This is a genomic window from bacterium, assembly GCA_035505375.1.
GTDB lineage: Bacteria > Hydrothermota > Tepidihabitantia > Tepidihabitantales > Tepidihabitantaceae > UBA2258.
Genome location: DATJQV010000064.1, coordinates 29,201 through 50,284, shown reverse-complemented (window position 1 = coordinate 50,284; position 21,084 = coordinate 29,201). Strand labels below are relative to the sequence as shown.

Genomic DNA, 21,084 nt, shown 5'->3' with positions numbered 1-21,084 from the left:
ACACCTTCGCTCGACAGCAGGTCGACTTCTCATGCAAGGTAGCCATGCACGAGAATACAGCAGAGAAAACAGACTTAACTCACTCATCCGCAACCACTAGCCGCGCTCACTTTCAACGGCATTTCCGCCACGCTTGCCCTTGGAGACAACGTCGCGCAGGAGGTAGCCGGAAACCATCCGGTTGACCACGTCTTTGAAGACCGAGGCGATGACGTCGCGCCGGTCGCCGCCGTTCGCGCCCGCTAGCCCGCGCAGGTACTTGAACAGGCCCGGGCCCTTCTTGCCGTCCGGGCCGCGCGCTTCCTCGCTGTTGATGAAGGAGGTCAGGTCGTCGCCGGTCAGCTTACACTCGTCTGCTGCCCAGTCGCGCCAGCGGTACGGCGCTTCGACCGCGGGCCGGAACCGCTTGCCTTCGAGCTTCGCCTCCTGCTCGCGCACCTTCTCCATGTCGTCGAGGAACTTGAGGAACATAATCCAGGTCAATTGCGGCAGCCGATCCAGGTCGCCCGAAAGCCCCCGGTCCTTGCGCATGATGTCCCGCGCCGACTTCACCAGGCTTGCCAATTGCTGGGCGGTAGTCAGAGGCACAGCGGCGTGCTTCGCGGTTCGACTCAAAGGTTACCTCCCGCCTGGCTCAAAGGCTGAAACGCTGAACGGCTCAAAGTGGAACGGCCCGGCCAGTCTCCGGTCCTTGCGCATGATATCCCGCGCCGACTTGACGAGGCTGGCGAGTTGCTGGGCGGTAGTCAGAGGCACAGCGGCGTGCTTCGCGGTTCGACTCAAGGGTTACCTCCAGCCTGGCTCAAAGGCTGAAACGCGGAACGGCTCAAGGCGGAGGGGCTCAAGGGCTGACGGCTATGTCCCATCGGAATGCCCGCGGTTGCGGATGTTGGCTTGCTGTGCGGCACGTAGGGCCTGGATGCGCTTCTCGACTTCTTCGGCGGCCTGATTGCGCGACGAGGGCGTGAACTTCGGCCCCTGCAACTTCGCGCCCTTGAGGTAGTTGATGAAGCTGGAGAGCATCCCGCTGATGATACGGCAGGTGTCGGACAGCCGCTCGCACTCGGCTTCGGTGATGTATCCCTGGTCCATTGCGACGGTGAGCTGTGCCCGCACTTCGCCGCATGAACCCTTGGCGATGTAAAGGAATTGGACGAACTCCACGTTGGACCCTCGCTCGAAGCCCTCGGCGATGTTGGACATGATGGAGACCGCGGCTCTCCGTATCTGGTCGGCAAGCCCCCAGTCCTTCGCAAACGCCGGCCGTCGGGTAAGCGCGTACACTTCGTTGACCAAGCCCCGCGCCCGCTGATAGACGATCAGCTCCTCGAATCTCTTCCCCTTTGTGCCTTCAGCCTTTGAGCTCCTCATCGTTACCTCCTAGGCCGCATACAGCAGCGCCTGCAATTCGCCTACTGCCTCGCGCAGCTTCTCCGGCCCGCCGAACTTGTCGGCTATCTCGGTCACTCGGCCGTGCTCTGATATCGGCGGGACCTTCAGGATGTCGGGTAACTCAAACTGAGCCGCTCCGAAGTCGGCATACTTCTCCAGCAGTTCATCCAGTATCTGCCGCGCCTCGGGCTGGTACTTCTCGAAGAACCGTTTCTCTTCCTTGCGGAGCCGCTCCGCCCGTTCCCGGCGCGAGCGCAGCGGCGCGTTGAAGGCAATGTTGCAGAGCAGGTCGAACGGATCAGCATCCGGCTGTTTCGTAACCCTGGCCAGGTCGTCGAAGGAGATGCCCCGCTCTGCCAGTTGCAGAATGATCTCCGTGCGCTGGCCGGCATCGGCCCACTTCTTGCGCAACTCGGCAGAGTTGGGAAAGAGCTTGCGCACCTTCTCGGCGGCATAGTCGGTCAGCTCCATCACGCGCAACTGCTTGCCGTCTGCATCCAGCTCATACACAAGCTGCGCGGCAATCTGGATGGTGCCGCCGTCAACGTAGTACTTGCGAGGGGGCTCCGATTGTCGGTCATGGATAATGACGACGGTCGTGCGCTCATCGGGCGGTAGCAATGGCTCGGGTTTGAGCGGCTTGGGCGGTGTCTTCGGTCTGCCGTTGTCGTCTATATCAACCTCATCCAGCAGCTCGGGTTCGCCGTCGAATTCGGGGTCGGCGAAGAGTCGGGTCGCGCTGCCCGTGTAGTCGAGGATGCTGAAGTAGAGCTTGCCGTAGTCATCGCGAACCCTCGTGCCGCGCCCAATCATCTGCTTGAACTCGACCAGTGAGTTGACCACGCGGGCTATCACTATGTTCCGACAGGTTGGCGCGTCAACGCCCGTGGTCAGGAGCTTCGACGTCGTCAGGATGACCGGCGAACGGGTCTCCACGTCCTGGAACTTGCCCAGGTGGCCCATGCCGATTTCCTTCTCGTCGGCGGTTACACGGCAGCAGTAATCGGGGTACTGGACCACGATGTCGGGGTTAAGCTTCACCAGCGCACTCCGCATCTCCCGCGCGTGTTCCTGGTCCACGCAGAAGACCATCGTCTTGGCGTAGCGATCGGTTGAAGCCAGAAAGTCGGAGATGTTGCGCGCGATCGCCTGCGTGCGCACGCGCAGGGCTACGACTCGCTCGAAGTCCTTAGTCTGGTACTCGCCGTCAGGAATCTCACGGCCGTAGCGGTCTAGTTGGCCCTTGTCCGGCCGCCAGCCGGCCGCGTCGAAGGAAGTCAGGATGCGATGAACGCGGTAAGGCGCAAGGAACCCGTCGTCGATACCCTGCTTGAGGCTGTAGGTGTAGACCGGGTTGCCGAAGTAGAGGTAGGTGTCACGGTTCTCCTCGCGCAGAGGCGTTGCGGTCATGCCCAGCTTGTAGGCCGGCTCGAAGTAGTCAAGAACCTCGCGCCAGTTGGAGTCGTCGCGCGCACTGCCGCGGTGGCACTCGTCCACCACAACGAGGTCGAAGAAGTCCTGCGGGTATTCCTTGTACAGGCCGGGTCTTGCCTCGTCCTTGGCCAACGCCTGGTAGATGGCGAAGTACATCTCGCGGCTCTTGTTCGCAACGCCGTTCTCTATCTTCCATGCCGCCTTGTCGAACGGCTTGAAGTCCTTCACTTTGGGGTCGTCCACGAGGATGTTCCGGTCGGACAGGTAGAGGATGCGCGGTCGGCGATACTCGCCGTTGCGGGTCCAGCGGCTGTTCCAGAGCCGCCAGCATATCTGAAAGGCGATGAACGTCTTGCCCGTGCCCGTTGCCAGCGTCAGGAGCGTGCGCTGCTTGCCGGAGAGGATGTGCTCCATCGCACGGTTAATTGCGATTTCCTGGTAGTAGCGCGGGGTCTTGCCCGGAGTATGCAGGCCGGGCGTGAGTAGACGTTCGGTGGATTCCTTCGATAGCTTTGACTTGCCCCGCAGGCGGAGCCACAACTCGTCCGGCGTCGGGAATGTCTCGACCTCACGTTCGCCGCCGGTCAGATAGTCGAACTCGATGATACCGCTGCCGTTGGTGGAGTAGGCGAACTTGAGGTTCAGAGTCTCGGCGTAGTCCTTGGCCTGCTGAATTCCATCGCCGGGCAGCTTGTACTCGGCCTTGGCCTCAACAACTGCGAGCGCAATGTCGCGGGTGTAGCGGAGCAGGTAGTCGGCACGCTTCTGCTTCCTGCGTCCCGTCTTGCCGCCGACAACGAAGATGCGGCCGTCGGTGAACGTTCTCTGCTCGGCTATGGAATGGGGGTCGCTATCCCAACCCGCGGCCAGCAGCTTCGGCAAGACGAACTTGCGACAAGTGTCGGCTTCGTTCAATCCCATCAGGCTGAACCGGTCTCTAACACGCTGGAGGTTATACCAGCATGAGAGGCGTGTGTCAAGCAGAGAAGACCAGGGGGCAAGGAATCCAGGATTCGAGGGGTCGAGGGTGGGGCACATTTTGGATTCTGGATTGCAGATTGTCGATTGGAGATTGGGCGGGCTTGTATGCAAATACGGCTACAAGACGCCGGGGCGGATGCCGGGGCTATCTGCTTGGTGCGCAAGGCGTTAGGCCTGTAGCTCGCAAGTCCACCCTCTCACCCCCTACACCGTTGGCAGGAGCCCCTGCCGGGCAGTGCAGGAGGTTGCGGACAGGGTTGCTTCGTAGGTCGTTCGGAGGGTTATCTCCACCGCAATTCCCGGATGAACCTCCACCGGAATTCGCCGGGTTGGTCTACGGGTTCCTCTCCGGTTAACTCTCCCGGTTAGTCTACGGGTTGCTCCATCGGTTCCTCTCCGGGTTGGTCGGAACGTTGCGGCCCGGGTAAGTCCGCGGGTTCCTGTCCGGGTTGCTCCCGAGTTAGCTCCGGCCGTTGCTCTCCGGTTTGCTCGGAGGTTTGTCTCCCGAGCCGAATGCGGGCCCGCTTCTTCGGTGCAAGGAGGCGGCGCTGGTGGAGGCTGAGGTGGATGGGGACCGACATCCGGACGGCAACCGGTCTATCCCGCCGCCGGGCCGACTCTGCTATCCGCCGGGCCTGCCTGTGCCTTCGTCACCGACCGGCCGGACGTCGTAGACCAGGTACGTTCCGTTGTCGGCCGCGAACAGGAGGGTGAAACGATAGCCGTCGCTCGTGTAGCTCTGGTGCCCGGCCATCGGCCCGAATAGCGGCAGGTAGGTGCGCTGGTCGGCGGGCATGAAGACGGCGAGCGCAGGCATCAGCCCGGACGGCTGGAATCTACCCCGCAGTATGTCGTAGTCGACCTCGCTGAAGGTACGAAAGGGCACGCTTTCCCCGCCGAACACGGTCGCGAACTCGCGGTTGGGCAAGAGGAGGATACGGTGTCCCGGAAAACCGGTCTCACGGACGAAGCTTGCGGTCTGCTCCAGGTCCCGGATGGGAGGCGCGTTGCGGAGCCGGTCGATGTCGGGAATCCTGAAGAAGGTGTCGCAGTCAGCGTAGTAGTATGCGCGGTTGGGGAATCGCAGCATGAGCAGGTAATTGGCGAGGCCGCCATTTCTGGCGTAGATAACCGGCCCGGCGAAGTCGAGCTTGTTGCGGAGGAACCCGGCGCCGTAGTAGTTCTGGAACGTGTCGGACGGCGGGCTGCCGAAGAAGATGATGGCATTGTTGATGCCGCGTCCCTTCACAATGGCGTCAATCCGGTTGTCCACGCCCCAATACCGGTTGCCGTAGGTCCGAAGCAGCCTGGGCAGGCCGACCGCCGCGGTCGTGGCCAGGGAAATGGCCATGCCGATGGCGAGCACGTTCTGCGTCCGGGTCTCGGCTGCGGCACCGACTGCCCGACGAATGAATCTCGGGAATTCAATCAGCCCGCGTGCGCTCAGCAGCAGCGCGGGCGCGACTGCTTCATAAAGGAACCGTGGCCCGAAGCAGAGGTCCTGATACCAGTAGCAGAAGTACAGCGCAGGCAGCGCGACAAATGCTCCGAGCAACGCCCAATCGGCCGGGTTGCGGGTGAACGTCAGGAAGAGCAGTAGGATGAGCAGGAGTCCGGGAAACGGACTCTGAAATAGATGCAGGTTGAGGGCGTTGAGGTTGTTGCCGGTCTGAATCAGCGCACGGAGCAGGGTGTACGGACCCAGGGCCGCGAATCCACGTTGGCCGAAGCCAGGACCCCAGCCGCCGTGGCAGTCCTTGAGCAGACCATCCGCCTCATAACCTGACAGGAGCGGGTTGCCGGTGGTCAGGTAGTTGTAGAGGCAGTACGCAGCGATGCCGAGCAGGACCGGCACCAGCAGAAGCAGAAACGCCGGCAACGTCCTCCATCGGGACTTGAGCAGAAGGTAGACGCCGTAGCCGGCAATCGGCAGAGAAACGGCCAGCGCGCTGAGCGGACGGATGTTCAGCGCCATCGCGAGGCACAGGCCGCTGAGTAGCGGGTCGGCGAAGCCCGATGAAGGGGCGAGGGACGAGGGACGAGGGGCGGGAGATGCTTCGGAACGGCGGAGCGGACGGACAGCGCGGAAGAAGAAGAGCAGGAACAACGAGAGAAACAGCAGCGCCGAGGCGTGGTTCATGTACTCCGAAGACATGAAGAGGAGAAAGGGTGAGGCCACGCCCAGCAGGGCAACGATGCGACCGGTCATCTCGTCATAGAGCTCCCGACCGAGGAAGTAGAGCACGACAATCTCACACGCCCCCAGCAGCGGGTTGACCAGCCATTCGGCGTGAATCAGGGTACCCAGCGCCAGCAGCAGCGAGTGTCCAAATGGGTACTGGGCATACATCCTCGAGCCGTCGTTGATCAGCTGACCGTAGCCGAAGAAGAAGTCCTCGAATCGTACCGGGAGAGTCACGCGTCCCGACGCAAAGACCCGGGCCTGGAAAACCTGGCTGACGCTGTCCTGTACGTGAGGGATATGCCGGAATACGAGCCAGGAAATCAGGTTGGCGAGCGTGAACACCGCGCCCGCCGAGAGCAACAGGAAAGGTGCGGGACTGAGCCCCTGAACCAGGAATCTCCATGCCGGGCGGAGGATTGCCAGCAGCCGTTCCAGAACCGGATACCCGACGGCAACCAGGAATGTGAGCGCGGCGCTGCCGACGGCGAGATTGACGACCATCAACCTGCCGCCGGCTCTCTCCGGCAGCAGGGTGAGCAGGAAGCTGATGACCGCGAGGACCGCTATCGTGGTGTGCGCACGTGATGCCCGAATCCGGTCGAGGAACTGACGTCCGCTCTTCCCGGACCTGAGCAGGAGCAGGGCGGCGACCGGTAAGAGCAGAATGACGACTAGCGCAATGACCAGATGCGCCCAATGCCCCGGCAAGACGGCCGGCCGCTCGTTTCCCACAAACCACGACCGCCAGGGCGCGAGGGACACGCACTTGCCGAAGATAATTGCGGCGACGATGGTCAGCGTGACGCGGGTTCCCGTGACCGGTTTCCGGGCAGGTTTCGACCTCGGTGACGCTGTTGCTTTCCGCGGGTGCATGGTGGAATCAGACGGCTTCGTCTTCGCGATGTTGAGGCTGATTCTATGGCCGACGCGCCACGTGTCAATCACATTACATGCTGCCCGCGGCGCAGTTGAAGCCGCGTGACATCCCACCCGGACAAGAAAAGGCGGGGCCTTGCGGCCCCGCCTTCCGGGTTAGGAGGCGCTAGTGAAGATGGAACTGGAAGGGTATTGAGACCCAGACGGCCACCGGTTTGTCACGCTCCCGGGCCGGGGTGAACTTCGCGCCCTGGGCCGCTTCACAGGACGCGGCGTCGAGGAGCGCGTTGCCCGAACTGGCCAGCATCTGCACGGCTGCGACCGAGCCGTCGGTGTCGATGAGCGCCTGGACCACGACCCGGCCTTCGATGCCGGCGACCCGAACCACTTCCGGGTAGGCAGGCACCGGAATGCTGACCGGTTGAGGTTTGACCTCGACCTTGACCCATGGAACGGCGACCGGGGGCACGCGGGTACGGACACCGATGATGGTCCGGACGCCATTCGCCGCGTACTTCTCGCCGACCAGCAGTGACTCAATCGACACCTGGTTGTTGCCGATGATGAGGGTTGGTCCGACCCCGCCGGGGTTCACGTCAATCACGTTCGGGTCGATCTTGCCCTGAGACCGGTCAGGGATCGCCGGACCGTTCGCGGTCTGGTTCGGCGCGACCTCGGGCAGGACCTGGGCGACTTCGGGCCGGTAGCTCGGGTCAACGGGCTGCTCGACCTGGTTCACGTCGTTGAATTCCACATTGGGGTTCTGCACCACTGCCGGGCCGGGATTCGGCCCCGGCGCGGTATGGGACCTGGAGAAGCAAAGGACGAGGCCGGCATGCAGCAATACCGCCATCATCAGCGCGGCCCCGAAGAAGCGGGCTTCATGCTGGCCGTCCATCCGGTGCAGGACGAGCGCGCCGGTGGCTGCCTCGCGGCCATTCCGGCCGCAGTTCACGGAATAGCTTCTGTCTTTCATGTTGACCTCCTGCACTCTCATATACCATGCGGTTGGAAGCCCAATTCCATCCCGGTCGAGCTGAGAGTCTTGAAAAGAAGCGGCGGTGGTAAACCACCGCCGCCCATGAATTTACGCCTGGAACTACTTCTTAGTCTCTTTTCTCAACGGCTGGCCCTTGTCGGCTTTCCTTGCTGCTGGCCGCTGTCCGGAGAATCGTCCTGTTTGTTGACGGTATCCTGCGACTTCACCGCCGGCTGGTCTCCCTGTTTCACTGATTTGTCGGTATGGTTCAGTTTCGTCGGCTGGCTCGGGGTCGCCGGCTGAACCGACTGCCTGGTCTGCGTCTTCTGTACGCGGAAAGGGTATTCGAAGGAAGCCGAAACGCTGCGGTTGTTCCTCACCGTGGCCTGGAACCGCGACCGGCGCATCTGACGCACGGCCACGCTGTCTACTTTGGCCGACCCCGAACTCCGGTGCACGGCGACGCTCAGGACCCGGCCGCCGGTGTCGGTCTTCACGCCGAGCAGGACGGTGCCGGTGTCGAGCGCGTCCTTGTCCGCCAGCGGCGGCGTCTCGAGCAGCACCGGTCCGGAGACGATCCGGCCGCGCGCGCCCGACGCGGCGGCAACCGGCTGGGCCGTCGCCGGCGGGAGTGAAGCCAGCTCGTCGCTCCTCTCCCCGGCCGCGGCCGACCGCGCAGGTGAGGCCCTGTTTTCCGCAAGGGATAGCTTTGCTCTCGATGGAGTACCGGCCGCGCCCAGGCCTTTGCCTCCGTAACCTGCCTCGGCTTTCGCGGCCCCCGGCCGGGTCGCGGCCAGCTCAACCTGCCCCTCGCTGGCTGCAGCCCCGGTGCCGACAGGCTTCGCTGCGGCAACCTGCCCACGCTCTTCGTGAGCCGCCACCGAAGGAGATTCTCGGCCCTGGCTCACTATGCGTTCCACGACCATTCCCCTGCCGGTCATGAATGACTTCTCGCTGAGCAGGTGCCAGCCGGCGACGACCGCTATCAGAAGCACCGCGGCGCTTATCACCGGCATGAGGAGTCTGGTCCACGCCTGCATGGGACGGCGGTTCAAGAGTGGCCGGCGGCCCTCGCTCAGAATCCCGCGCCAGACCCGGTCGCGCTGCCAGTCCCAGTAATCATCTACGAGCCGCGGGCGCTGCACGCCGCGAACGATCCTGCCGAGCCCTTCAATCTGGTCCAGCTCCCGCCTGCAGTCGGCGCAGGTCTCAAGGTGCTGCTGCACCTGACGGGTCCGGTCGGGGTCGAGTTCCTTGTCGGCGAACGCGCCGAGCAAAGGTCGGATGGCATCACATGCGCGTCTCATGTTGCCGGAAGATACTCCTGCAGGAGCCCACGGAGCTTCTCGCGTGCCCGGTTCAGCCGCGACATCACCGTGCCGACCGGGATGTTGAGCGCCTTGCTGATCTCGTCGTAACTCATTTCTTCGTCCACCCGCAGCACGAAAACGGCCCGCTGGTCGGGCGGCAGGTGAGCCAGCGCCGCATCCAGGTCCCGGCGCAGACCAGAGTCGGCCGCCGACGGGTTCGGATCCGCGATATCCACCGATTCCGCCTCGCCGTCAGACTCCGGTAAGGGCACGAAACGGAACTTCTTGCCGCGCTTCAGGTGGTTGAAACAGAGATTGACGGCGATCCGCCGCAGCCAGGTGTAGAACTGGTAGCGCTCGTCGAACCGGGCAATCGCCCGGTAGGCCCGGATGAATGTCTCCTGGGAGAGGTCGTCGGCATCCGCGTGGTTGCGGGTGAGCGAGTAGGTGACCTTGTACACGCTGGCGGCGTATCGTTTCATCAGTTCGTCAAAAGCATCGTTGTCGCCCGAACGGACGCGGTGTATAAGCTGGACGTCGCTTGCCCGCGCCTCGGGCTCACTCATTCAATCTACCGTTGTCGGGCGGAGGGTATTCCGGGATTATCCGAACGAACGGCCCTGGAACTTGCCACCCTTGACCAGGCCTTCATAGTGTCGCATCACCAGATGGGCTTCGATCTGCTGCAGGGTGTCGAGCGAAACGCCGACGATGATCATGAGGGTCGTGCCGCCGAAGTAGAATGGCACGCGGAGCGAATTCATCAGGAACCCGGGCAACAACGCGATAATCACCAGCGTCATCGCGCCGGGCAATGTGATAAGGGTCAGACTGCGGTCGATAAACTGGGCGGTCTTCTCCCCGGCCTGCTTTCCCGGGATCGCGCCGCCGTACTTCCTGAGGTTGTCGGCGATATCGCGCGCGTTGAACACGACCGATGTGTAGAAATACGTGAAGAAGATAATCAGGACCGCGTAGAGCAGGTCATACAGCCAGCCGCCGGCGACCAGCATGTGCTGCATGGACGAAAGCCATGGCACCCTCAGGAACTGGGCGAACGTCGAGGGGAATACGACGAGCGACTGCGCGAAAATGATGGGAATCACGCCCGCGGTCCAGACCCTGATCGGCAGGTTGGTGCGGTGCTCGCGGTACATCTGCCGGCCCACGACCCGGCCCTGGTAGACGACCGGTATCTTGAGCACGGCCATAGTCAGCAGGACAACCCCGGCGTAGACCGCGAAGATGAGCGCGGCCAGCAGCGCCAGCGCCAGCCAGGACGACTCACCGGAACGAACCATGCCCAGCGTGCGGCTGATGTAGTTCGGCGTGTCATCGAGGCAGCCGACGAAGATCAGGAACGACATGCCGTTCCCGATACCCCGGTCGGTGATCTGCTCGGCCAGCCACATGGCCAGGATGGTGCCCGCGGTGAGGGTCATGATCGTGATGATCCGGAATGAGAATCCCGGCTGCATGACGATTGTCCCGTACTGCGTAGTCGGCTGGTTCTCGAGATAGATGGCGATGGTCGAAGACTGGATGATGGCCAGCGCGACGGTCGCATAGCGGGTGTACTGGTTAATCTTCTTGCGGCCCTCTTCCTCTCGCTGCAGTCTCTCCAGGTACGGGAAGACCGAACCGAGCAGCTGGAACACGATCGATGCCGAGATGTAGGGCATCACGCCGAGCGCGAATAGCGACGCACGCGACAGCGCGCCGCCGACGAACACGTCGTAGAGCCCGAATACGGTTCCCCGCATCTGCGTCAGCATCCAGCCGAGGGCGTGGGCGTTGATGCCGGGAGTGGGGACGTGCGTCCCGAGCCGGTAGACCACTACCATCCCGAGCGTGAAAAGTATCTTCCGGCGCAGGTCCGGAATTCTGAAGACGCTGGTGAGCGAACCGGTCAACTTGCGACCTCGGCCTTGCCCCCGGCCTTCTCAATCTTCTCGCGTGCCATCTTCGAGAAGGCGTGGGCCGTAACCGACAGCGCCCGGCCGAGCTCGCCGTCACCCAGGACTTTCACCGACTCGTACCGACCGACAATGCCCTTTTCCCGCAGCAGCTCGACGGTAACGACGTCGACGTCGAGCTTCGCCAGGTCAGTCAGGTTGACCGGGGCAAACTCCTTCCGCGTAGGGTTGACGAATCCGCGCTTGGGAATCCGGCGATAGAACGGCATCTGGCCGCCCTCGAACCGCGCGTCGTGCCGCGGCGCCGAATGCTGACCCGCGCCCGTGTTCCCGCGGCACGAAGTCTTGCCATGGCCGGACCCGATGCCGCGGCCGATCCGCTTGCGCGGCTTGGTAGCGCCCGGCACGGGCTTCAACTCACCGAGCTTCACAGCTCCTCCACTTTCAGCAGGTGTTTCACCTGGAATATCATGCCCCTGATTGCCGGCGTGTCGTCATGGATGCGCGTGGCCCCTATCCGGCGCAGGCCGAGAGCGCGCGCGGTCCGCTTCAGGGTCTTCTTCTGATCAATCAGGCTCCTGGCCAGCGTGACCTTAAACTGCTTCATACTCTGGCTGCTTCCGGGTCAGGTGGCTCACCGGCTTGTTGCGCGCCGCCGCCACCTGCTCTATGGTTCTGAGCTGCTGCAACGCAACGATTGTCGCGCGGGCCGTGTTGTAAGCGTTGCGTGAACCGAGTGACTTGGAAAGTCCGTCGTTCAGGCCGGCTGCCTCGAGCACCGCCCGAACCTGCGGACAGGCGATCAGGCCGGTACCGCGCGCCGCCGGTTTCACCATCACGCGGCTCGCGCCGTACTTGCCGTTCGTCTCGTGAGGAATCGTATGGCCGGCAATCGACACCCTGACCATGTCCTTGCGCGCCCGGGTGGTTGCCTTGCGCACGGCCACCGCCACTTCCGCCGCCTTGCCGTGGCCCAGACCGACCATGCCCTTGCCGTCGCCGACGACAACCGATGCCGACAGCCTCATCCGCTTGCCGCCCTTCATCACCTTCGACACGCGCTTGATACTGATGACTCGTTCAATCAGTTCCGGCTCGAGCGACGCGCCCCGTCCTTGTTGCTGCATCAAAACTCCAGACCTCCTTCGCGCGCGCCGTCGGCCACTGCCTTGACGCGGCCGTGATAACGATAGCCGGCCCGGTCGAAAACGACCTGCTTGATACCGAGTTCCTTCGACTTGCCGGCAATCAGCTTGCCGACTTCCTTGGCCGCTTCGGTCCGCTTGAGCTTCTTTTCCCGGACTTCGGCGACCTGCGACGAAATCCCGGTCAACACGCGGTTCCGGCTGTCGTCAACCAGCATCGCGTAGATGTAGCGGTTGCTCCGTTTGACGCACAACCGTGGACGGTCGGGCGTTCCGGCGATACGCCGCCGGATGCTCATATGTCTGCGCTGCCGCGAGTCGCGAATCATTCCGTGAATACTAGTGAGAAACGTCTGGAAGTCAAGCCAATCGCCTGCATGAGACTACGCCAGCGCATCCGAGAGGATCCGGAATATCATTTCGTCGTAGGATATGCCGGCATTCTCGGCCTCGGCCGGGAAGTCCGAGATATCAGTCAGGCCAGGCAGTGTGTTTATCTCCAGGAAATATGGCAGCTTGCCCTGCTTGACCACCAGGTCGATCCGCGAGAATCCCGAACACCCGGTCAGGCGGTGCGCCTTCAGCGCCAGTTCCTTAATCTTGTCGGCGACCTTAGCGTCGATCCGCGCCGGCAGCACGAACTCCGTTTCCCCGCGCGTGTACTTGGCCTCGTAGTCGTAGAACGGCTGCTGCCTCGGCACGAGTTCGAGAATCGGCAGCGGTTCATCCAGCAGGATGCCGACGGTCGCAATCATGCCCGGGACGAACTGCTCGAGCAGAATGTCGCCGAATCCGCGGCGCACCCGCTCGCAGCGGTCAACGGCGCCCCGCCGGCCTTCCAGCAGTTCGATGCCGACGCTCGAACCCTCGGCCCGGGGCTTGGCGATCATTGGATAACCGAACTGCTTCTCCGCCTCCGCCACGACCGCGGACACGTCCGCACCCGTCTCGATGACGAAGTGCGGAGGCGTCGGTATGCCGACCCGCTCGAAGAGCATCTTGGTTATCACCTTGTCGATACAGATGGCCGACGCGGTCACGCCTGACCCGGTGTACGGTATGCCGAGCAGATCCAGATAGCCCTGAATTGTGCCGTCCTCGCCGGGCCGGCCGTGCAAGATGACAAACGCCAGGTCGATCTTGGCGTGCTTTATCTGGTCCGTGAAGTTGCGGCTGATGTCGATGCCCACCGCCTGGAAACCCTGGCCCTTCAGCGAGTTCAAGACCCGCTGTCCCGACAGGAGTGATATCTCGCGCTCGCTTGACCACCCGCCCATGAGGACTCCGATCTTGCGTTTACGCAATCGCCGGACGATGTCACTTCTGCTCATGTTCTAGTACCTCGCTTTCGGCTCGCGTCGAGCCTCGCGCTTCGGTTGCCTGCTCCTGACTATCATCTCCGCTACCACTGGCCGGTCTTTAGATACTCGTCGATCGAGTTCGCCGCCAGCCTGCCCGCTCCCATGGCCAGAATCACGGTCGCCGCACCGGTGACGATATCGCCACCCGCGAACACGCCCTTCTTCGAGGTCCGGCCCGTCTTTGGATCGGCCACGACGTTGCCGTGTTTCGCCGTTTCCAACCCGGGCGTAGTCTGAGGAATCAGGGGGTTCGGGCTGTTACCGATTGCCACCACCACCGTGTCGACCGGTATCTGGAACTCGCTGCCTTTGACGGGCACCGGCCGCCTCCGGCCGCCTGCGTCCGGCTCGCCCAGTTCCATTCGCAGACATTCGACCGCTTTCACCCAGCCCTTCTCATCGGCAATGTACCGCACCGGGTTCGTCAGCAGATTGAATTCGATCCCTTCCTGCTCGGCATGGTGCACCTCGGCCGTCCGCGCCGGCATCTCTTCCCGCGAACGCCTGTAGATAAGCATGGACTTGTCAGCACCGAGTCTCAGCGCGGTCCTGGCCGAGTCCATCGCCACGTTGCCGCCGCCGACCGTCGCGACGCGTTTGCCGCGCACAATCGGCGTGTCGTACTTCGGGAACAGGTACGCCTTCATCAGGTTTGAACGAGTCAGGTACTCGTTCGCCGAGTAGATGCCGAGCGAGTTCTCGCCCGGTATGTTCATGAATGACGGCTGACCTGCCCCGGTGCCCACGAACACAGCGTCAAATTCCTTCAGCAGCTCGTCGACGCTCTTGAGCTTCCCGACCACATGGTTGAGTTCGAGTTTCACGCCCATCGACGTCACGAAGCCCACTTCCCGTTCGACAATTGTCTTGGGCAGGCGGAACTCGGGGATACCGTAGACCAGCACTCCGCCCGGCTTGTGCAGGGCCTCGAACATCATCACCGAATGACCCAGCTTCGCGCAGTCGCTCGCCACGGTCAGTCCGGCCGGACCCGCCCCGACCACGGCCACCTTCTTGCCGGTCGCCGGCTGCATCTCGCACATGACGCACTCGTTCTGCTGCGCCTCCCAGTCGGCAATGAACCGCTCCAGGTTACCCACCGCCACCGGCTCGTTCTTCTTGCCGAGCACGCACTGCCCCTCGCACTGGCTCTCCTGTGGACATACCCGGCCGCAGATGGCAGGCAGCGTATTGGTCTGCTTCATTATCTTCATCGCTTCCCAGAAGTTGCCCAGAGCAATCTGGCCGATGAAGCCCGGAATGTTGATGTTGACCGGGCAGCCCTGCACGCAACCCGGCTTCTTGCAGGTAAGGCAGCGCTTCGCCTCTTCCACCGCCTCCTCCGGCGAGTACCCGTAGGGCACTTCCTCGAAGTTGCGGGCCCGGACCTGCGGGTCCTGTTCGCGCATCGGCGTCTTCTTCGGACTCGGCTTAGGCATGGCACGCTCCTTTTCCGCCGCAACACCCGCCGGTCAGATGCGTCGCCTCGAACAGTTCAAGGGACTGCTTCTCCTCGGGCAGGTAGGTGCGCAGCCGCGCCATCAGGAGGTCGAAATCCACCTTGTGACCATCAAACTCCGGCCCGTCCACGCAGGCAAGCTTCGTCTCGCCGCCCACCTCGACCCGGCATACTCCGCACATCCCGGTCGCGTCCAACATGATCGGGTTCAAAGACACCACAGTGGGAACCTTGTGGGGCAGGGTCACCTTCGACACCATCTTCATCATTATTACCGGGCCGACCGCGAACACGTGGTCAACCTTCTCTCCCCGGCCGATGACCTGGTTCAGCATGTCAGTCACAAAGCCCTTGGTGCCATTGGAACCGTCGTCGGTCGCGACTATCAACTCGTCGGAAACCGCACGCATCTCGTCCGCCATCAGGATCAGGTCCTTGTTGCGGAACCCTATGATGGAAATAACCTTGTTGCCGGCCTGCCTGAGTGCCCGGGCAACCGGGAGTATCTCGGGCGTGCCGACTCCGCCGCCCACGCATACCACGGTCCCGAACTTCTCGATATGCGATGGCCGGCCCAACGGCCCAATCAGGTCAAGAATCGAGTCGCCCTCGTTGAGCGAGCCGAGGAGTTTGGTCGACTTCCCGGCCTCCTGAAACACGATGACGAGAATGCCTTTGTCCGGCATCGTGTCCGCCACGGTCAACGGAATCCGCTCACCCTCTTCATTGACGCGTAGGACGACGAACTGCCCGGGCAGGGCCTTGCGCGCAATCTCCGCGGCATCCAGCTCGAATCGCTTGATGCCCGCAGAAAGCACCTGCTTCCTGAGAATCTTGGTCGTGACTCCTCCTAGAAATTAGGATTGTTGGCGCGAAAACGATGACGGCTGCAAGACCGCGAGGCGGCCGAGGCCCGTCCCCGCGGGCCACGGTCGGGGCTCGAGGCTTGCCTCCAGCCGCAGCGGGGGCAAGTATACTGATAATCGCAGTAAAGTCAATGGAACTGAAGGTCAGAGAGCCCGCCATCCGGATCGGTGCGGGCTCTCGCAGGAAGTGATCTGAGGCGGTCCCGGTAATTGTCGACCAAGCCATAAGAAACGTTCCGACAGCAACTTACGAACGGTCACCAGCGGCAACCGGCTGCCGTCAGCCTACCTGCAGTATGAAGCCGCGAAGGTATTCCGACTCGGGCATCGAGAGCAGGACCGGATGGTCCGGGCCCTGGGTCGTGCGGTCGAGAATGGTGAACTCGCGGCCCGCGTCCTGCGCCGCGGCCACGAGCATGTCGAGCATGTCCTGCCAGAACAGGTAGTGGGAGCAGGACGAAGAAACGAGTATCCCACCGGCGGGCAGGAGCTTCATTGCCAGCGCGTTGATCTGCCGATACCCACGCATTCCTGCATTCTTGTCTTTCAGCGCCTTGATGAACGCGGGCGGGTCAAGATTGATGAGGTCAAACTTCCTGCCCTGGGTATCAAGTTCAGCCAGGGCCGTGAACGCATTGTCGGTGGCGAACTGGCACTTGTCCGCGACTCCGTTCAGGACCGAGTTTTCCGTGGCAATGGTCGCGGCCGCAGCCGAGGCGTCAACAGCCAGCACGCTTTCGGCCCCGCCCAACGCCGCGTTGATGGCGAACGAACCGGTGTACGAGAAAACGTCGAGCACCCTACGCCCGGCCGAGAGCTGCCTCACCTTGCGCCGGGTCAGGCGATGGTCGAAGTAGTACCCGGTCTTCTGCCCGCCGGCCACGTCCACGTAGAACCTGGCCCCACTCTCGGAAATCACAATCCGCGGTTCGGGTGTGCCGAACAGCACGCCGGCGCGCCGAGGCAGGCCTTCGGGGTCGCGCAGCCGGAAGTCGTTCTTCTCGATTACTGAGGCGACCTCGAAGACCTCGCGCAGCGCGGCAACGACCAGTTCGTGTCGCATGTCCAGGCCCAGCGCATAGGTCTGAACCACGAAGTGGCTGCCGTACTTGTCTATCACCAGCCCGGGCACCCGGTCGCTCTCACTGAACATCAGCCGGAAGTCGTTCTCCCCCGGCAGCATCATCCTCCGGTACTGGAGTGCGGCCTCGATCCGTCGCCGTAGAAAAGCCGTGTCAAGTTCCTCGTTCTGGTCCGAGTAGAACCGAACACGGATGAGCGAATGTGCGTTGTAGATGCCGGAGCCGAGGAAACGCTTCCGGTCAAAGACCTGAACGGTTTCCCCGGGCCCGGGATTGCCTTCGGTCCGAGTTACTTCGTTGGAGAATACCCAGGCATGCAGACCCCGGCTCTTCTTGCGGACGACGTGGACGAGCTTGTCAGGCATAGTAAAAGGTCTAGGTTGAGGTTGAGGTTAGGGTCCAGGTTGAGGTTGAGGTGAAGGTTGAGATTCGGATGTCCTGACCTGACCTTGGCCTTGATCTAAACCTTAGCCTGTCCATTGCTCCTCCGGCCTGGCATCGAGTATCGTCAGCCGGCCGAAGTCATCGAGGGTATAGAGCAAACTGCTGGTCAGGCGCGTGTCAATCTGGACTCCCGGACGGGCCCGCAGGACCAGGTCCGGCCTGCCGGCGACGGTCCAGCCATCACTGCCGTACCGCAGTTCGGTCGGACCGGTCGCGAACACCGGCTGCGGATTACCCTCGCCGAAAGGTGCGAGTCTGACCAGCTCGGCGTCGAACTCCGCCGGCGCCAACACGGCATCGGCTCTGACGATGTTCTCGACCTGAACCCGGCCCGCGAAGTGCTCGTGCGCGTAGGCCTCGGCGCAACGCACGAACTCATCGACCATCTCATCCTTGATCGAGAACCCTGCCGCCTTCTTGTGCCCGCCGTAGTCCATGAAGAATCGGCTGCAGGCCGAAAGCAGGTCCATAAGATTCACGCCCTCGATTCCGCGGCCTTCACCGACCCACGCGTCACCGCGCCAGCCCATCACGATCGCCGGTGACTGATGCCTTTCCTTCAAGCGCATCGCGCACGAACCGAGCGCACGCAGCGAGAGCCCCCGGTCCCATGCGAACACAATACCGTCGCCGACCGACAGATGCTTCAGGGCAAGCCCGTAGGTCTCCTCAACCTGCCGCTGCCATTCCTCACGTCGCCGGGCCAGCTCAACTACCCACACGCGCGCCTCATCCATGTCCGCTCTCAGGAACTTCTCGACGCCCTCGTTGCCGTCGGCCGCGGCAAACAGCGGCAGCAACTCGGTAACGAAACCGTGCACGGTCAGCCGCTCGCCGGCGTTCAGGTACTCGAACACTGCCCGAACCGCCGGTACGGGGATCTCCGTGAGCTTGCTCAGGCTCGCGGCGACTATGGTCCGGTTCTCGCCGGTCAGCGGCACGCGGTCCGCCAGCGTGCCGAGCACGGCCATCGCGAACTCCTGCGGCTGCACCGAGATGAACTCGGCAACGGACAGCCCGAGTGCCGCGCGCGCGACGCCCATCGCCAGCTTCAACGCCACGCCGGCGCTCGCCAGACCGCGATACGGGTACTTCGAATCCGGCCGCTTGGGGTCAACGTTGGCAACCGCCTCAGGCATCAACTCGGCCACCTCGTGATGATCAGTTACCACCACGTCGATGCCCTTTGACCGCAGGAAGGCAACCTGCTCGCGGTTGGTGATGCCGCAATCAACGGTGACTACGAGGCCATGGTCTCCCCCCACAAGCTCGGCGGCAAGCTCACCGTTCAGCCCGTGCTTCTCCTTGCCGCGCTGAGGGATGTAGTACTTTACCCCGGCCCGCAGGTCTGTGAGCAACCGGCAGAGAATGACCGTCGATGTGATACCGTCCAGGTCGTCGTGCCCCCAGATGAGAATGGTCTCGCGCCCGGCGATGGCCCGGCGGATGCGTGCCACGGCCGGCGCGAAATCGGGCAGCAATTCGGGCGGGTAGAGATGACTGAGTTCCGGAGCCAGCCAGCGGCGCACGCCCTCCGCATCGCGCACTCCGCGCAGCCAGAGCAGGCGCGCGGTCAGACCCGGGACGCCGGATTCCTCGGCCAGCCGCGAGGCCGCGGGCTCATCGACATCGCGCAGGGGCCACATGCTAGGAAGAATGGCGAATTGCGAATGGCGAGTGGCAAATGGAAGATTCGGAGTCGAGAACTCGGGCTTCGGGGCTGGTCATTGAATGGTCATCGGGGTTGGGACGCCGGGGCGTTGCGCTCGGTCGTTGGCATGGCGTCCATTCTACTGCCTCACCCCTACCAGTCAAACCGCACCCGGCATCTTTGAACGCCGCACGCAGATTCCCGCATCCTCCCATCCTCACATCCCCCCAGAACCGATATTGAAGCCACGAAAGACACGAAACGAATTGGTGCAGGATGCCACAAGTCCGTTTCACTCCGTTTCCGTGTCTTCGTGGCCATCTATTCCGGATTCAGGGATACCTAGGCTGCTTGACAGAATCCAAACTAGGATTATTCTATGAGCGGCAATAAGCATATGTACGCCCCACCAGACGTCTGTCGGCAGATGTTACAGGGAGAGATGTGAGCGCTGAGACTCGCGTGCGCCGCCTGATTGTCCTGATGTGTGCCGGTTTCCTTGGGTTGCTTTCCCCAATTCAGGCAGGCTGGTGGAAAACCTACGGCACGCCCTACTATGACGACATCGGCCTGGCGCTTGAAAAGACCACCGACGGCGGATACATAATGACCGGTTATACCGCGCCCCATGGCGGGGGACATGCGGATGTCTACCTCATCAAGACCGATTCTTCGGGCGACACGCTTTGGACCAGAGCCTATGGCGGGACGCTGAACGACGTCGGCCGCTCGGTGGCATTGACAGCGGGCGGCGGATACATTGTTGCCGGCTCCACCGCGTCCTTCGGCGCAGGGAACTTTGATGTCTACCTCATCAAGACCAATGCCAGTGGCGACACACTCTGGGCCAGAACGTACGGTGGTGGCAGCCGGGATGAGGGCTACTCCGTCCAGCAGACAACCGACGGCGGATACGTCGTCGCCGGCTACACCGAGTCGTTCGGCGCAACGCTCGGTGATATCTACCTCGTGAAGACCGACGCGTTGGGAGACACGCTTTGGACCAAGACGTATGGTGGGTCGGGACAGACTTCTGCTGCGTCGGTCCAGCAGACTACGGATGGAGGTTACATTATCACGGGCTTGACCGGCCCAGACGGAAATTTCCACGCCGATGTCTATCTTGTCAAGACTAACGCTCAAGGCGACAGCACCTGGACTCGAACGTACGGCGGGCTAGGAAACGATTGCGGCAACTCGGTTCGGCAGACCTCGGACGGTGGCTACATTATTGCCGGCATCTACACCTTCAGCTCAACTAATTGCGACGTCTATCTCATCAAGACAGATTCCGTGGGCGATACAGCCTGGACCAGAACCTATGGCGGGGCGAGCAACGACGTCGGCAACTCGGTTAGACAGACTACCGACGGCGGCTACATCGTTGCCGGGTACACCGATTCCCACATGTCAGGGGACGACGATGTCTATCTCATCAAGACCAACTCCTCGGGCGATACGCTCTGGACGAGCACGTTCGGCGGGTCAGGCGCAGATCAGGGCAACACAGTCAGGCAGACGGCCGACGGCGGTTACGTCATCGCCGGCTACTCCAGTTCCTACGACGGAGCGTTAGCCGACGTCTACCTCATCAAGACCGACGCCAGCGGCAGACTCGACGTAGAAGAACCTCCGGCCAGGCATCCGGCAAGTACGACCAGCTTTCTGGTTCGGCCCAATCCCTTCACTTCCCTGGCCCGAGTTCCGGGGCATGAAACCGAGACCTTCACACTCTCGGACATTACCGGTCGCCGGGTCGCTGTCTGTAGGGGCGACCGAATCGGTGCAGGCCTCCGGCCCGGTATCTACTTCCTGTCGCCGGTCGGGTCCAAGACCGGCAAACCGATCACTACAACCATCATCAAGGCGGCGTTGCAGGAGCGCGGCCCGATTGCGCCCGGCCATCAATAGCTACTGCCTTGCCCTGGAGGCGCCAAGCATCAAGCCCAAGCACGAGCCATGCCATGTCGGATTGCAGGCTCTCGACTCCCGACTACCGGTCG

18 protein-coding genes and 1 pseudogene are annotated in these 21,084 nt (G+C 62.6%); 1 reads left to right on the top strand and 18 read right to left on the bottom strand.

The window, feature by feature from the left end; translation table 11 throughout:
• Positions 1-138: 138 nt before the first annotated feature.
• The 18 genes and pseudogenes from VMH22_09965 to VMH22_09880 form a co-directional block, all read right to left on the bottom strand.
• Positions 139-582, bottom strand: a pseudogene (locus tag VMH22_09965) (type I restriction-modification system subunit M N-terminal domain-containing protein).
• A gap of 36 nt (positions 583-618) precedes the next feature.
• Positions 619-783: a hypothetical protein gene (locus tag VMH22_09960; GenBank protein ID HTW92020.1), complete on the bottom strand. Its 165-nt coding sequence runs from the start codon at positions 781-783 to the stop codon at positions 619-621.
• A gap of 72 nt (positions 784-855) precedes the next feature.
• Positions 856-1,371 carry a four helix bundle protein gene (locus VMH22_09955; protein ID HTW92019.1) on the bottom strand — a complete coding sequence of 172 codons (516 nt, stop codon included), beginning with the start codon at positions 1,369-1,371 and terminating at the stop codon, positions 856-858.
• Positions 1,372-1,380: 9 nt separating this feature from the next.
• On the bottom strand, positions 1,381-3,747 hold the full coding sequence (locus VMH22_09950) for a DEAD/DEAH box helicase family protein (protein HTW92018.1): 2,367 nt from the start codon (positions 3,745-3,747) through the stop codon (positions 1,381-1,383).
• Positions 3,748-4,429: 682 nt separating this feature from the next.
• The gene (locus VMH22_09945; protein ID HTW92017.1) at positions 4,430-6,937 is read right to left on the bottom strand and encodes a hypothetical protein; all 2,508 of its coding nucleotides are present in this window, start codon (positions 6,935-6,937) and stop codon (positions 4,430-4,432) included.
• A 97-nt stretch (positions 6,938-7,034) separates the two neighbouring features.
• The gene (locus VMH22_09940) at positions 7,035-7,844 is read right to left on the bottom strand and encodes an energy transducer TonB (protein ID HTW92016.1); all 810 of its coding nucleotides are present in this window, start codon (positions 7,842-7,844) and stop codon (positions 7,035-7,037) included.
• Between the two features lie 143 nt (positions 7,845-7,987).
• Positions 7,988-9,154, bottom strand: a complete 1,167-nt coding sequence (locus VMH22_09935; protein ID HTW92015.1) for a TonB family protein — start codon at positions 9,152-9,154, stop codon at positions 7,988-7,990.
• A complete protein-coding gene (locus VMH22_09930; GenBank protein ID HTW92014.1) occupies positions 9,151-9,723 on the bottom strand; it encodes a sigma-70 family RNA polymerase sigma factor in 573 nt (190 codons plus the stop codon). Before VMH22_09930 ends, VMH22_09935 begins: the two co-directional genes overlap by 4 nt.
• Positions 9,724-9,759: 36 nt before the next feature.
• Entirely contained in the window at positions 9,760-11,070 is a 1,311-nt protein-coding gene (gene secY / locus VMH22_09925) for a preprotein translocase subunit SecY (GenBank protein HTW92013.1), read from the bottom strand.
• Complete coding sequence (gene rplO / locus VMH22_09920; protein HTW92012.1) at positions 11,067-11,504, bottom strand: 50S ribosomal protein L15; 438 nt, start codon at positions 11,502-11,504, stop codon at positions 11,067-11,069. Before rplO ends, secY begins: the two co-directional genes overlap by 4 nt.
• Positions 11,501-11,680 (bottom strand): 50S ribosomal protein L30, encoded by a 180-nt coding sequence (rpmD, locus tag VMH22_09915; protein ID HTW92011.1) that lies wholly within the window; start codon positions 11,678-11,680, stop codon positions 11,501-11,503. Before rpmD ends, rplO begins: the two co-directional genes overlap by 4 nt.
• Positions 11,667-12,200, bottom strand: coding sequence for a 30S ribosomal protein S5 (rpsE, locus tag VMH22_09910; protein ID HTW92010.1), 534 nt, complete (start codon positions 12,198-12,200; stop codon positions 11,667-11,669). Before rpsE ends, rpmD begins: the two co-directional genes overlap by 14 nt.
• Entirely contained in the window at positions 12,200-12,547 is a 348-nt protein-coding gene (gene rplR, locus VMH22_09905) for a 50S ribosomal protein L18 (GenBank protein ID HTW92009.1), read from the bottom strand. Before rplR ends, rpsE begins: the two co-directional genes overlap by 1 nt.
• A gap of 54 nt (positions 12,548-12,601) precedes the next feature.
• Complete coding sequence (locus tag VMH22_09900; GenBank protein HTW92008.1) at positions 12,602-13,549, bottom strand: D-alanine--D-alanine ligase; 948 nt, start codon at positions 13,547-13,549, stop codon at positions 12,602-12,604.
• Between the two features lie 71 nt (positions 13,550-13,620).
• Positions 13,621-15,018, bottom strand: a complete 1,398-nt coding sequence (gltA, locus tag VMH22_09895; protein HTW92007.1) for an NADPH-dependent glutamate synthase — start codon at positions 15,016-15,018, stop codon at positions 13,621-13,623.
• Positions 15,011-15,856, bottom strand: coding sequence for a sulfide/dihydroorotate dehydrogenase-like FAD/NAD-binding protein (locus tag VMH22_09890; GenBank protein ID HTW92006.1), 846 nt, complete (start codon positions 15,854-15,856; stop codon positions 15,011-15,013). Before VMH22_09890 ends, gltA begins: the two co-directional genes overlap by 8 nt.
• 328 nt (positions 15,857-16,184) lie before the next feature.
• The gene (locus VMH22_09885) at positions 16,185-17,351 is read right to left on the bottom strand and encodes a class I SAM-dependent rRNA methyltransferase (protein ID HTW92005.1); all 1,167 of its coding nucleotides are present in this window, start codon (positions 17,349-17,351) and stop codon (positions 16,185-16,187) included.
• A gap of 102 nt (positions 17,352-17,453) precedes the next feature.
• Positions 17,454-19,076 (bottom strand): DHH family phosphoesterase, encoded by a 1,623-nt coding sequence (locus tag VMH22_09880; GenBank protein ID HTW92004.1) that lies wholly within the window; start codon positions 19,074-19,076, stop codon positions 17,454-17,456.
• A 449-nt stretch (positions 19,077-19,525) separates the two neighbouring features.
• Here VMH22_09880 and VMH22_09875 point away from each other — a divergent pair, with 449 nt between their 5' ends.
• Complete coding sequence (locus tag VMH22_09875; GenBank protein HTW92003.1) at positions 19,526-20,992, top strand: hypothetical protein; 1,467 nt, start codon at positions 19,526-19,528, stop codon at positions 20,990-20,992.
• The last annotated feature ends 92 nt before the right edge of the window (positions 20,993-21,084 follow it).

Coding starts and splice junctions, on each gene's coding strand:
- VMH22_09955 (HTW92019.1), bottom strand. CDS start 1,371: ATGAGGAGCTCAAAGGCTGAAGGCACAAAGGGGAAGAGATTCGAGGAG.
- VMH22_09950 (HTW92018.1), bottom strand. CDS start 3,747: ATGGGATTGAACGAAGCCGACACTTGTCGCAAGTTCGTCTTGCCGAAG.
- VMH22_09940 (HTW92016.1), bottom strand. CDS start 7,844: ATGAAAGACAGAAGCTATTCCGTGAACTGCGGCCGGAATGGCCGCGAG.
- VMH22_09935 (HTW92015.1), bottom strand. CDS start 9,154: ATGAGACGCGCATGTGATGCCATCCGACCTTTGCTCGGCGCGTTCGCC.
- VMH22_09930 (HTW92014.1), bottom strand. CDS start 9,723: ATGAGTGAGCCCGAGGCGCGGGCAAGCGACGTCCAGCTTATACACCGC.
- rpmD (HTW92011.1), bottom strand. CDS start 11,680: ATGAAGCAGTTTAAGGTCACGCTGGCCAGGAGCCTGATTGATCAGAAG.
- rpsE (HTW92010.1), bottom strand. CDS start 12,200: ATGCAGCAACAAGGACGGGGCGCGTCGCTCGAGCCGGAACTGATTGAA.
- rplR (HTW92009.1), bottom strand. CDS start 12,547: ATGATTCGCGACTCGCGGCAGCGCAGACATATGAGCATCCGGCGGCGT.
- VMH22_09900 (HTW92008.1), bottom strand. CDS start 13,549: ATGAGCAGAAGTGACATCGTCCGGCGATTGCGTAAACGCAAGATCGGA.
- gltA (HTW92007.1), bottom strand. CDS start 15,018: ATGCCTAAGCCGAGTCCGAAGAAGACGCCGATGCGCGAACAGGACCCG.
- VMH22_09885 (HTW92005.1), bottom strand. CDS start 17,351: ATGCCTGACAAGCTCGTCCACGTCGTCCGCAAGAAGAGCCGGGGTCTG.
- VMH22_09880 (HTW92004.1), bottom strand. CDS start 19,076: ATGTGGCCCCTGCGCGATGTCGATGAGCCCGCGGCCTCGCGGCTGGCC.